Source organism: Bacillus sp. FSL E2-8900, from assembly GCF_037966225.1.
In the GTDB taxonomy this organism is placed as follows: Bacteria; Bacillota; Bacilli; order Bacillales; family Bacillaceae_G; genus Bacillus_A; species Bacillus_A cereus.
This window is the reverse complement of sequence record NZ_CP150193.1, coordinates 147501-160718: the sequence shown is the minus strand read 5'-3', so window position 1 is coordinate 160718 and position 13218 is coordinate 147501. Positions and strand designations below refer to the sequence as shown.

Sequence of the window (13218 nt, the reverse complement as noted above, 5' to 3'; positions counted from 1 at the left end):
ATCGTTAAACTAAGATAAATTTTGACCGTATCTGTAATTAATTGTAAAATATTATACGTAGAAAGGTATTATAAAATAAATATAGAAGGGGTATGTTTTTTAGTTTTAAAGGGGCTAAAGCACATCTATTTTATGTTTTCAAAGGGAGAATTGAAAAATCATATGAAGAATTTCAAAAAGAGTACAGGTAAAATTTTACTAGCATCCGGATTAGTAGTTTCTATGTCAGCTTGTAGTGTAACAAATTTATTTGGAGAAAAAGAAAAAACAAATGCTGAATCTGGTAAACAAGAAAGTAAAGAAACTAAGACAGAAGGAACAAATTCAACTAAGTCAGAAGGTAAATCATCTGAAACAAAGGAAAAATCAACTAACTCAAAAGAAGAAAGTAAAGATGTTAAGATGATTATGGTTTTACCTGAGGATTACCCACAACTTATGGTAGACATTGAAGAAGACTTATTAAGACGTCTAGATTACTATGATGCTTCTGTGAGGGATAATAAAAAGGGAAGTAAGTCAAATGAAGAGGTACGAGATAGTATTAAAGACTTAGATAAAGTATTTAATAAAATAGAGCGTATAGATGCACCAGGAAAATACAAGGAAGATCATAAGGAAATTGTAAAAGCTGTTCAAAAGTTAAAAGAATCTTTCAAAGAAGTATCGAAGTTATTTGATTACTCTAAAACACTTAAAGATACGGATGATGCAATCATAGATAAAGCAAACAATAAATTAGATGAAGCAAAACGCATTTGGAAACCTGTATTTGATAAGTTAAAAGCGGAAGCTAAGGGTGGTTCAACAACTACTTCTACAACAAGTGGTACTAGTTCTTCTAACTCACCGAGTTTATCTAGTGGTAATACAGTTAAAACATACAGTACCCAAGATAAAACTGGTATATTCAAAGGAAAAATTGATACACCAGACGAGGATTCCGCTAAGTTTAAGAATGTACAGAACAACTATAAAGACGGTACAGAGCTTGTAGGTAATTGGGGTATTGATTACGGAGACGGAGTCAATACTACGTTAGTCCTAAAAGCAGATAAGACATTTGAAACATATGCAAATGGTTCTTATCCAAATAAAGATAATTACTTAACAGGAACATACCAAGCAGACGTTTCTTCCCATCAGTTAACGCTAATGGTGGAAAAAGGAACTCAAAATGGTCAAGAAGTGAAATTGGAAAGACCTATTTATTCATCATATGAGGTTAAAAATTTAGATGGTAAAGCGTTACAGATTTTCCACATAGACGAACAAGTAACAATTTGTTATGTAAAACAATAAATAACTAAAAAAACTCTGTAAAATGATTTTTACAGAGTTTTTTCTTAGTTTTAATTTATTTCAAACGTATAACTATATTTATTAACCTACCAATCTCCTACTCAACAGTAACAGACTTAGCTAAGTTACGTGGCTTATCAACGTCACACTCGCGGTGAAGCGCTGCGTAGTATGAGATAAGTTGTAATGGAATAACTGCTACTAGCGGTGCTAGTGCTTCGTGTACAGCTGGTAATACGAAGCTGTCACCTTCCATTTCTAAGCCTTTCATTGAGATGATACATGGGTTAGCTCCGCGTGCTACTACTTCTTTCACGTTACCACGAATTCCAAGGTTTACGTGCTCTTGTGTAGCAAGTGCGATAACTGGTGTACCATTTTCGATTAAAGCGATTGTACCGTGTTTTAACTCTCCTCCAGCGAATCCTTCTGCTTGGATGTAAGAGATTTCTTTTAGTTTTAACGCACCTTCTAATCCTACGTAGAAGTCTACGCTACGTCCGATGAAGAAACAGTTACGCGTTGTCGCTAAAAATTGTTTTGCTAATGCGTCCATTTCTTCTTTTTGATCACAAAGTTCTATCATTGCATTTGCTACAAGTCCTAGTTCGTGTGTTAAATCGAAATCAAGAACTTCACCTTTTGCTTTAGCAATATCAGCCGCTAAAATTGAAAGTACTGCAAGCTGTGCTGTGTAAGCTTTCGTTGATGCAACTGCAATTTCTGGTCCAGCGTATAACGGAAGTGTATAATCAGCTTCACGAGAAAGCGTAGAACCAGGCACGTTTGTAATTGTTAATGCTTTATGGCCCATTTCATTTGTTTGCACAAGTACTGCACGGCTATCAGCTGTTTCACCACTTTGTGAAATGTAAATGAAGAATGGTCTTTCTGTTAATAATGGCATGTTGTAAGAGAATTCACTTGCCACGTGTACTTCAACTGGCATTTTTGCAAACTTCTCGATAAATTGTTTTCCAACAAGACCTGCATGATAACTCGTTCCACATGCAATGATGTAAATACGATCGCTATCTAAAATCGCATTGCGGATGTCTTGATTTAATTCAATTTCGCCATTTTCATCTTGATACTTTTGAATTATATTACGGATTACAAGTGGTTGCTCATCGATTTCTTTAAGCATGAAATGAGGATATGTTCCCTTTTCAATATCACTTGCGTCTAATTCCGCTGTAAACGGTGCACGTTCAATCGTTTCACCTTGTAAGTTTTTAATTGTAATACTTTCTTTCGTTACGATTACGATTTCTTTATCCATTAGCTCAATAAATTGATCTGTAACTTGTAACATCGCCATAGCGTCGCTTGCCACAACATTAAAGTTGTCACCAACACCTACTAATAGCGGGCTTTTGTTTTTAGCAACATAAATCATGTTTGGATTTTCAGCATCAAGTAATCCGATTGCATAAGAGCCATGTAAAAGAGATAGCGTATTACGGAACGCTTCTTCTACACTTAATCCTGTGCTCACTTGTTGTTCCATAAGCTGTACGATAACCTCTGTATCTGTTTCACTTACGAACGTTACATCTTGTAAATATTCCTTTTTCACTAATTCATAGTTTTCAATTACACCGTTATGAACTAATGTAAAGCGTTTTGATGTACTTTGATGCGGATGCGCGTTTACCTTACTTGGAACACCGTGTGTAGCCCAGCGTGTGTGTCCGATACCCACGCTTGCTGCTACGTTCTCATCTACGATTTCACGAAGTTTTGCGATACGGCCTTTTTCTTTGTATACAACAACACCGTTCTCTGCTTGTACTGCAATACCTGCTGAATCATATCCACGATATTCTAGCTTTTCTAAACCTTTTAATAAAATTTCCTTTGCATCTTGCTCTCCAATAAATCCTACGATTCCACACATGTTTAGTCGCCGTTACAAATGCTTACACTGCTCTGCGAACATGTAACGACATAGTCCGATACCATTTTTATTTATACTAAAAAACGGATTACATATTGCTAGCCCTGTAAGCTTGTAACGGCTTTCACCTTCCTCTCGATTGGGTTTAAGTCCGTATATACTTATACAGCTAGTTTTCATCCGTTCCTCTTCTCTCATCACACTTTCACCTTTGTCCACTAAGTCACCTTAATGATTTAAGTAAAAGTTTGCGGTTGTGATGAACAACCGGGAGTCATCCGCCGAAATCTCGATAAACCCCACCTCGTCAACTACACTATTTGTAGTTCTGGCGCTTTTATAATTTACAATATTTCCTTTGAGAAAAAGAACAAGACCATCTTATAACAAACATGGATAAACCGTCAATGAAATTTTTTTCATCGTCTATAAAACATATGAAAAAGGAGCACTTTTTGTGCTCCTTTTTCATATAAATTCAGCTAATTATTCAGCGCCAACTTCGGCTTTCACAACTTCTACAATGCGATGTACATATGCATCACAAACTTCTTGTGTTGGTGCTTCTGCCATTACACGAATAAGTGGCTCTGTTCCAGATGGACGAACAAGAATACGGCCATCACCGTTCATTTCTTCCTCTACAACACGAATAATTTCTTTAATTTTTTCATTTTCTAATGCTAATTTTTTATCTGTTACACGAACGTTTACTAACAATTGTGGGAATTTCGTCATTTCTCCTGCAAGCTCAGATAATGGCTTTTTCGTCATTTTCATGATGTTTACAAGTTGAAGTGCACTTAACATTCCATCACCAGTTGTAATGTAATCAAGTAAGATAATGTGGCCTGATTGTTCTCCACCTAGGTTGTAACCTCCACGCTTCATTTCTTCCATTACGTAGCGGTCACCAACTGCTGTTTTATCACTTGTAATATTATTTGCTTCAAGTGCCTTGTAGAAACCTAAGTTACTCATAACAGTTGAAACAACTGTATTATGTTTTAATTGACCAGTTTCTTTCATATATTTCGCACAAATGAACATAATTTGATCACCGTCAACGATGTTTCCTTTTTCGTCTACAGCAATTAAACGGTCGCCATCGCCATCAAAAGCAAGTCCGATATCCGCACCTTTTTCTTTTACCAATTCAGCTAAGCCTTCTGGATGTGTAGATCCTACACCCTCATTAATATTCATACCGTTTGGAGAAGTTCCCATTGTTGAAATATCAGCTTCTAGGTCTGCAAATAAGTATGGAGCTAGAGAAGAAGTTGCACCATGTGCACAATCTAAAGCGATATGTAGGCCAGAGAAATCTTCTTCAACAGTTTGTTTAATGTACTGTAAATATTTTTGTCCACCTTCAAAGTAATCGCTCACTTGTCCAAGATTAGTACCTGTCGGACGTGGTAGTTCATCAACTTCTTTGTCTAATAAAGCTTCAATCTCAGCTTCTTGCTCATCTGTTAATTTAAAGCCGTCTGAACCAAAGAATTTAATACCGTTATCTTGTACTGGATTATGAGATGCAGAAATCATAACACCCGCTTGTGCATCTAGTGCTTTTGTTAAATAAGCAACGCCCGGTGTAGAAATAACGCCAAGGCGCATTACTTCTGCTCCAGTTGATAATAGGCCTGCTACTAAAGCTCCTTCTAACATATGACCAGATACACGTGTATCACGACCGATAATTACTTTTGGACGATCTGTATCTTTTGTTAATACATAACCACCAAAACGTCCAATTTTGAAAGCTAATTCAGGTGTTAACTCCTTATTTGCAACTCCGCGTACTCCATCTGTACCAAAATATTTACCCATTATGATTCGCTCCTTTTTCTTGCTCTTTTTGATTATCTACTGTTGGTTCTTGACTCGTTTCTTTATCTTTATCTTGATTTTGATTTTGGTTTTGATTCTTTTCCTGTTCTTTTTCTGAATCAGGTTCAGGATTTTTTGGTTTCTCATTTTGATTTTCTTGATCCGTATTTGAATCGGGTTGTTGACCGTTACCCTGTACTTCTTTATCTGGTTTTTCTTTCTTCACAATAGTAACTTTAGCACTTTTTTGTTTTGGCTCTATTGAAATATTACCAGGACCGCTCACTTGAATTGAAATATCTTTCGTCCCTGAGGATACATTTTGCAGATTAATTACCGCTGTTATTTGAGCAGCTGTTATTTTATCTACTATACTTGCTTCTCCTGAAATATCAACACTTATCTTTCCATCTTGCGGCGAAAGTAGCTGAGCAGTAACATCTTTAGACAGTCCATTTTTCTGGATTGGGATACCATCAATCGTTTTTGTTTTCGTTTGTTTTGTTTTTTGCACTCCCACCGAAACCTTCACTTGATTCGGTTTTGCACTTGTTACACCCTTGGGTAATAAAACAGAGGCATCGAATGTTGTAGACTCTGTCAATTGACTAAGATCTACTTCGACCCCCTCTAGAGATTGTATATTATCCAAAATATCTTTTGGACCAGCTATCGTTACTTCTCTCGGTTCAACACTGATATTTGTAACCGCCAATCCTTCTGCTAAACTCCCCTTCTTCGTATACGTTACAGGAACAGTTTTTTCAGTATTATTGGCTGTAGTTTGCGTTGCCACATTCAACGTTACACTAATCTTAGATGGACTTGTTCTTACATTTAAACGTTTTCCTTCTTTATTGTATAATGTAACTTCGGGAGTTTTTGTAACAGTTTTATTAACACCTTTTAAATCAACATACGCTTTGGCAGATGAAATGCTTTCAATTTCTTCTTTCGTCCCAACTACCTCAACAGTATCCGGTTTAAGGCTTGATTTTTCTAGAGTAGCCCCCGCTGGCATCTGATCCTCATTTGATAATTTCAGATCTACATGAACATATTTTCTCGCCTTTTCATGAAGAGTAACTTTAATTGTTGATGGCTGAACTGTTCCTTTCACATCATCTGGAAGCCCGTTCGTTTTTAAAGAAATCTCATAAGTTCCTTTTGGACTATCTCGCAAATCAACCGGTATGTCAAATTGTTTTTTTGCTTTTGCTGTAGCAACTGATGCTTTTGGGCCTTCTAATTTTACTTTAACGCCCTCTGCCGGAATACCACTTACAATATATTTTTCCTCATCATACTTAAGATTAATAGCATAATTAGTTAATGTTTCTTTCGTATCATTTGCAAAAGGTAATATACCTGATGTCGTATTTTTTTCAGTTAACGTCGCTGACATAAAAAGCATACACGCCAATAGTAATGAGATCCCTTTTAAAAACCAATGATTCTCCATTAACTTATCCATGACGCTTTCTCCTCCAATTCCATAAAGACGAAGAAGTCGTTTTTTCGTTTCCACTAAATTCAGCTAATAACATATCTTTCAGCTGTTCTGTCTTCAAATCACGATGCAACTTACCATTTTTCGTTAAAGAAATTTGACCAGTTTCTTCAGACACAACTACTGTAATACTATCAGTAACTTCACTAACTCCCATTGCAGCACGATGTCTAGTTCCTAATTCTTTAGAAATAAACGGACTTTCTGATAATGGAAGATAGCATGCTGCTGCTTTAATTGTACTTCCTTGCATAATTACCGCTCCGTCATGAAGAGGTGTATTTGGAATAAAAATATTAATAAGTAATTCCGATGATACGTTTGCATTAAGCGGAATACCCGTTTCCACATAATCACCCATACCGGTCTCTTTTGACAAAGTAATTAATGCACCAATTCTACGTTTCCCCATATATTCGGTTGCTTTTGCTATCGCTGTTGCAACCATTTCAGGTTCATCATCCTCATGCGTTCCAACACGCGAAAATAAACTCCCGCGCCCTAGCTGCTCAAGTGCTCTTCGCAATTCTGGCTGAAAGATAATAATAACGGCTAAAAATCCCCACGTTAATACTTGTTCAGTTAGCCAAGATAGCGTACGCAATTCAAGGAAAATACTGATCATCTTAACGACGATAATAACTGTAATCCCTTTTAAAAGTTGAACAGCTTTCGTCCCTCGGATTATAAGAATTAGCTTATATATAATAAACCATACAATGGCAATATCTAATGCCGTACTAAGATATTTCAAAATGGTCGTATCTTCAAAAGGCATGCTATCCCTTCCTCCTACTTACGAGCAATTCTATCCATATATTGAAATATTGTTTTATGCTCTATCTGTATGTATTTCCAACAACTAGTTAATTATACCATACATGAAACAAACGACAATTACAAACAACCCCCTTTAGCTCAAATTGGTAAGATGTCAAACATTTTTATTGTACAGTATAATATAAATCATTATTATACGCTTATTTTCAAATAAAAAAAGCAACTTCTCAGTTGCTTTTCTTACATTTATTTTAGTTTTTCACCGAATAAAGAACCCATTAAAGCAACTGCTGTTGTTGCCGTTCTATTTCTCTCATCTAAAATCGTATTTACCTCAACAAATTCAGCAGATGTGATAATATCAGCTTCTGCTAACATTTCCATCGCCAAATGACTTTCACGATAAGATAGACCGCCAATTACAGGTGTTCCAACACCTGGTGCATCATGAGGATCAAGACCATCTAAATCTAATGATAAGTGTACACCATCGGTATGAGATAAATATGCGATTGTTTCTTCCATCACAGCCGTCATCCCCATACGATCAATTTCATGCATTGAGAACACTTTAATACCTTCATTGCGAATGAAATCTTTTTCTCCTTCATCCAATGCACGCGCACCGATAATTACGACATTCTCTTTTTTCACCTTTGGATATGCTCCGTATAAATCTACAAGTGAAGAATGTCCATAACCTAAACTTGCTGCAAGTGACATACCATGAATATTTCCAGATGGTGAAGTTTCCTCTGTATTTAAATCACCGTGTGCATCATACCAAATAACGCCTAAGTTTTTATAATGTTTTGCTACACCAGCTAATGTACCGATAGCAATACTATGGTCACCACCTAATACAAGTGGAAAACGACCTTCTTCTATAATATGATCCACCTTACTTGCTAATTCATTACATACAGTTGCAACTTGTGTAAGGTTTCTTAATTTTGTATTTTCATCTATCTCTTTTTCTCTCTCTATACATATATCTCCCATATCTTTAACGTCATATCCAATTTCTTCAATTCTTTCAATTACCCCTGCATAACGGATCGCGCTCGGTCCCATATCAACTCCACGACGCATCTGTCCTAAATCCATTGGAACTCCAATAACTGAGATTTCTTTTTTCATAGATAGTATCCCCCTTTTATGCCTTCACTAAATATTTTAAATCTTTTATATAGTCTGACTCAACTCGACATTTTTCTGTATGGATATACAATTTATTCACTTATATTCACGTTGAAAACCAAATTTTAAGACTATTCTATGTATAAAGTTAACTTAATGAAACAATCGCAATCACTATTATTAAATAATAATAATAAAACACTCCTATATTTAGAAGTGTTTTTCTGATGCTATTTTCCATACTGTTGCAATATTCTTCGTTGTCATTTCAATATTTTCTTCTGCTACTTTATATGCTTCTTCTAGTGTCATCGGTCTCGTTGTAATACTAAATACCGCATCTATTCCTTTCTCGTACACAGCTGAATAATCAGATGATACAGACCCTCCAATAGCAATTACAGGCACAGAAAAACGTTTTGCACGCCCCGCAACACCCACAGGAGCCTTTCCATATGCAGTTTGTTTATCTATTCTACCTTCACCAGTTATAATAAGATTTGCATCTTCTATATGTTTATCGAAATTTGTATAATCTAATACAATTTCAATGCCCCTACGCAAGTCTCCCTTTAACACTGAAATAACAGCCGCTCCCATTCCTCCCGCTGCCCCTGCACCAGGTATTTCAGATACATCAAAAGATACATATCGTTTAAGCATATTCGCATAATGTTGTAAATTTTCATCTAGCTCTTTCATCATCTCTATATTTGCACCCTTTTGTCTCCCAAATACGAAAGATGCTCCCTGCATTCCGACTAATGGATTATCCACATCACATGCCGCTTCTATCTTTACCCCCTTTAAGCGTGGGTCCATTCGTGAAAAATCAATAGTAACAATCGAGTGTAATGTGCCTCCAGATGGATCTATTACTTCACCCTTGCCATTTATAAACCTTACTCCTAAAGCCGCTAACATACCTGCCCCGCCATCATTTGTAGCACTTCCTCCAAGTCCTAAAATTATGTACTCCACTCCTTGATTTAGCGCATGTAATATAAGTTCTCCTGTTCCTTTTGTCGTTGTAATAAGTGGGTTGCGCTTTTCAACTGGAACGTGCTGTAATCCTGATGCTGCTGCCATTTCAATAAACGCTGTCTTTTTATCTTTAGAAATGCCATAAAAAGCTTGTATACCTTCTCTAAGCGGTCCTGTCACACTAATTGATATAATTCTCCCCCCTGTAGCATCAACAAGCGATTCAACCGTCCCTTCTCCTCCATCTCCAATTGGTATTTTCACATACTCTGCATTAGGAAAAATTGCTCTAAAACCTCTTTCAATAGCTCCACATACTTCTATAGCTTTTAGGCTTTCTTTATATGAATCAGATGCAATAACAACTTTCACAATTATCTCCCCATCCCTTATTTTTACGTTTTCTTCATTTTAAACGACAAGTATAAAAGTTGTCTTTTTAAACACAAAAAAAGCTTACATCGTATGATGTAAGCTTTTTTATTTAGATGGAGCCTAGCGGGATCGAACCGCTGACCTCCTGCGTGCAAGGCAGGCGCTCTCCCAGCTGAGCTAAGGCCCCTTATTAATTAAGCGGAAGACGGGATTCGAACCCGCGACCCCAACCTTGGCAAGGTTGTATTCTACCACTGAACTACTTCCGCAAAAATGATGAGCCATGAAGGACTCGAACCTTCGACCCTCTGATTAAAAGTCAGATGCTCTACCAACTGAGCTAATGGCTCGTAAATGGCTGGGCTAGCTGGATTCGAACCAGCGCATGACGGAGTCAAAGTCCGTTGCCTTACCGCTTGGCTATAGCCCATTAATATTTACTAGTATGGTTATCTTTTCAAAAAAATAAACCCTCTCAGGTTATTTTAAAGAAAATGGTGGAGGGGGGCAGATTCGAACTGCCGAACCCGAAGGAGCGGATTTACAGTCCGCCGCGTTTAGCCACTTCGCTACCCCTCCGACATTTTAAATATATATGGTGGAGGATGACGGGATCGAACCGCCGACCCCCTGCTTGTAAGGCAGGTGCTCTCCCAGCTGAGCTAATCCTCCAAAAGTGGTGACCCGTACGGGATTCGAACCCGTGTTACCGCCGTGAAAGGGCGGTGTCTTAACCACTTGACCAACGGGCCAAAAAAGTTTTAAACCTATTCCCAAGCTTCCAACCGGGCTTGAACCGGTGACCTCTTCCTTACCATGGAAGTGCTCTACCAGCTGAGCTATGGAAGCATAATGGCTCCGCAGGTAGGACTCGAACCTACGACCGATCGGTTAACAGCCGATAGCTCTACCACTGAGCTACTGCGGAATAATATTAGCCTGGCAACGTCCTACTCTCACAGGGACAAGGTCCCAACTACCATCGGCGCTAGAGAGCTTAACTTCCGTGTTCGGTATGGGAACGGGTGTGACCTCTCTGCCATCATTACCAGACTTTTATCATTATAAACATTTCTTTCGAAATGTCAAGAAGAAATTTTAATATATATTCCTTCAAAACTAGATAACATTTGCTACATATTATATGGTTAAGTCCTCGATCTATTAGTATTCGTCAGCTCCACATGTCACCATGCTTCCACCTCGAACCTATCAACCTGATCATCTTTCAGGGATCTTACTAGCTTACGCTATGGGAAATCTCATCTTGAGGGGGGCTTCATGCTTAGATGCTTTCAGCACTTATCCCTTCCGCACATAGCTACCCAGCTATGCCCTTGGCAGAACAACTGGTACACCAGCGGTGCGTCCATCCCGGTCCTCTCGTACTAAGGACAGCTCCTCTCAAATTTCCTACGCCCACGACGGATAGGGACCGAACTGTCTCACGACGTTCTGAACCCAGCTCGCGTACCGCTTTAATGGGCGAACAGCCCAACCCTTGGGACCGACTACAGCCCCAGGATGCGATGAGCCGACATCGAGGTGCCAAACCTCCCCGTCGATGTGGACTCTTGGGGGAGATAAGCCTGTTATCCCCGGGGTAGCTTTTATCCGTTGAGCGATGGCCCTTCCATGCGGAACCACCGGATCACTAAGCCCGACTTTCGTCCCTGCTCGACTTGTAGGTCTCGCAGTCAAGCTCCCTTATGCCTTTGCACTCTACGAATGATTTCCAACCATTCTGAGGGAACCTTTGGGCGCCTCCGTTACACTTTAGGAGGCGACCGCCCCAGTCAAACTGCCCACCTGACACTGTCTCCCGGGTCGATAAGACCCGTAGGTTAGAATTTCAATACAGTCAGGGCGGTATCCCACCAGCGCCTCCACCGAAGCTAGCGCTCCGGTTTCAATGGCTCCCGCCTATCCTGTACAAACTGTACCAAAATTCAATATCAGGCTACAGTAAAGCTCCACGGGGTCTTTCCGTCCTGTCGCGGGTAACCTGCATCTTCACAGGTACTATAATTTCACCGAGTCTCTGGTTGAGACAGTGCCCAAATCGTTACACCTTTCGTGCGGGTCGGAACTTACCCGACAAGGAATTTCGCTACCTTAGGACCGTTATAGTTACGGCCGCCGTTTACTGGGGCTTCAGTTCAGAGCTTCGCTTACGCTAACCCCTCTCCTTAACCTTCCAGCACCGGGCAGGTGTCACCCCCTATACTTCGCCTTACGGCTTCGCAGAGAGCTGTGTTTTTGCTAAACAGTCGCTTGGGCCTATTCACTGCGGCTTTCCGTTAAGAAAGCACCCCTTCTCCCGAAGTTACGGGGTCATTTTGCCGAGTTCCTTAACCAGAGTTCTCTCGCACACCTTAGGATTCTCTCCTCGCCTACCTGTGTCGGTTTGCGGTACAGGCACCTTTTATCTCGCTAGAAGCTTTTCTTGGCAGCGGGGAATCAAAGACTTCGCTCCATAAGGAGCTTCCCCATCACAGCTCAGCCTTCACGATAAGCGGATTTGCCTACTTATCAGCCTAACTGCTTGGACGTGCACAACCAATCGCACGCTTCTTCTATCCTTCTGCGTCCCTCCATTGCTCAAACGATAAAGAGGTGGTACAGGAATATCAACCTGTTGTCCATCGCCTACGCCTGTCGGCCTCGGCTTAGGTCCTGACTAACCCTGAGCGGACGAGCCTTCCTCAGGAAACCTTAGGCATTCGGTGGACGGGATTCTCACCCGTCTTTCGCTACTCATACCGGCATTCTCACTTCTAAGCACTCCACCAGTCCTTCCGGTCTGACTTCACTGTCCTTAGAACGCTCCCCTACCACTGATACCATCGGTATCAATCCGCAGCTTCGGTGGTGTATTTAGCCCCGGTACATTTTCGGCGCAGAGTCACTCGACTAGTGAGCTATTACGCACTCTTTAAATGGTGGCTGCTTCTAAGCCAACATCCTAGTTGTCTAAGCAACTCCACATCCTTTTCCACTTAATACACACTTTGGGACCTTAGCTGGCGGTCTGGGCTGTTTCCCTTTTGACTACGGATCTTATCACTCGCAGTCTGACTCCTAAGGATAAGTCATTGGCATTCGGAGTTTGACTGAATTCGGTAATCCGATGAGGACCCCTAGTCCAATCAGTGCTCTACCTCCAAGACTCTTACACTTAAGGCTAGCCCTAAAGCTATTTCGGGGAGAACCAGCTATCTCCAGGTTCGATTGGAATTTCTCCGCTACCCACACCTCATCCCCGCACTTTTCAACGTGCGTGGGTTCGGGCCTCCATTCAGTGTTACCTGAACTTCACCCTGGACATGGGTAGATCACCTGGTTTCGGGTCTACGACCACGTACTAAACGCCCTATTCAGACTCGCTTTCGCT

At 39.9% G+C, this 13218-nt stretch carries 8 protein-coding genes, 9 tRNA genes and 2 rRNA genes (1 of these 19 cut by a window edge); 1 reads left to right on the top strand and 18 read right to left on the bottom strand.

Annotation, left to right across the window (positions count from 1 at the left end; genetic code table 11):
* Positions 1–162: 162 nt before the first annotated feature.
* The gene (locus NST90_RS00915; protein ID WP_046393133.1) at positions 163–1302 is read left to right on the top strand and encodes a DUF3994 domain-containing protein; all 1140 of its coding nucleotides are present in this window, start codon (positions 163–165) and stop codon (positions 1300–1302) included.
* Between the two features lie 97 nt (positions 1303–1399).
* On the opposite strand, the gene glmS is transcribed toward NST90_RS00915, so the two are convergent.
* From glmS to NST90_RS00825, 18 genes are all read right to left on the bottom strand, one after another.
* Positions 1400–3202, bottom strand: a complete 1803-nt coding sequence (gene glmS, locus NST90_RS00910) for a glutamine--fructose-6-phosphate transaminase (isomerizing) (protein WP_000334163.1) — start codon at positions 3200–3202, stop codon at positions 1400–1402.
* 12 nt (positions 3203–3214) lie between these two features.
* Entirely contained in the window at positions 3215–3400 is a 186-nt protein-coding gene (locus NST90_RS00905; protein WP_001206405.1) for a hypothetical protein, read from the bottom strand.
* A 288-nt stretch (positions 3401–3688) separates the two neighbouring features.
* Entirely contained in the window at positions 3689–5035 is a 1347-nt protein-coding gene (glmM, locus tag NST90_RS00900; protein ID WP_000521476.1) for a phosphoglucosamine mutase, read from the bottom strand.
* Positions 5028–6509 (bottom strand): CdaR family protein, encoded by a 1482-nt coding sequence (locus tag NST90_RS00895; protein WP_000359601.1) that lies wholly within the window; start codon positions 6507–6509, stop codon positions 5028–5030. The genes glmM and NST90_RS00895 overlap by 8 nt, the downstream gene beginning before the upstream one ends.
* Positions 6502–7323: a diadenylate cyclase CdaA gene (gene cdaA / locus NST90_RS00890; RefSeq protein WP_001115697.1), complete on the bottom strand. Its 822-nt coding sequence runs from the start codon at positions 7321–7323 to the stop codon at positions 6502–6504. The genes NST90_RS00895 and cdaA overlap by 8 nt, the downstream gene beginning before the upstream one ends.
* A gap of 248 nt (positions 7324–7571) precedes the next feature.
* The gene (gene rocF, locus NST90_RS00885) at positions 7572–8465 is read right to left on the bottom strand and encodes an arginase (RefSeq protein ID WP_000711563.1); all 894 of its coding nucleotides are present in this window, start codon (positions 8463–8465) and stop codon (positions 7572–7574) included.
* Between the two features lie 210 nt (positions 8466–8675).
* Positions 8676–9821, bottom strand: a complete 1146-nt coding sequence (locus NST90_RS00880; RefSeq protein WP_000869592.1) for a glycerate kinase — start codon at positions 9819–9821, stop codon at positions 8676–8678.
* A 117-nt stretch (positions 9822–9938) separates the two neighbouring features.
* Positions 9939–10011, bottom strand: a tRNA-Ala gene (locus NST90_RS00875).
* A gap of 10 nt (positions 10012–10021) precedes the next feature.
* Positions 10022–10093: transfer RNA gene (locus tag NST90_RS00870), tRNA-Gly, on the bottom strand.
* An 8-nt stretch (positions 10094–10101) separates the two neighbouring features.
* Positions 10102–10174 (bottom strand) — tRNA-Lys (locus NST90_RS00865).
* 5 nt (positions 10175–10179) lie between these two features.
* A tRNA-Gln gene (locus NST90_RS00860) sits at positions 10180–10254 on the bottom strand.
* Positions 10255–10319: 65 nt separating this feature from the next.
* Positions 10320–10403, bottom strand: a tRNA-Tyr gene (locus tag NST90_RS00855).
* 17 nt (positions 10404–10420) lie between these two features.
* Positions 10421–10496: transfer RNA gene (locus NST90_RS00850), tRNA-Val, on the bottom strand.
* Between the two features lie 5 nt (positions 10497–10501).
* Positions 10502–10576 (bottom strand) — tRNA-Glu (locus NST90_RS00845).
* Positions 10577–10600: 24 nt separating this feature from the next.
* Positions 10601–10673 (bottom strand) — tRNA-Thr (locus tag NST90_RS00840).
* 4 nt (positions 10674–10677) lie between these two features.
* A tRNA-Asn gene (locus tag NST90_RS00835) sits at positions 10678–10752 on the bottom strand.
* 9 nt (positions 10753–10761) lie between these two features.
* Positions 10762–10877, bottom strand: a 5S ribosomal RNA gene (gene rrf / locus NST90_RS00830).
* Between the two features lie 91 nt (positions 10878–10968).
* Positions 10969–13218 (bottom strand): 23S ribosomal RNA (locus tag NST90_RS00825) (it continues 672 nt past the right edge of the window).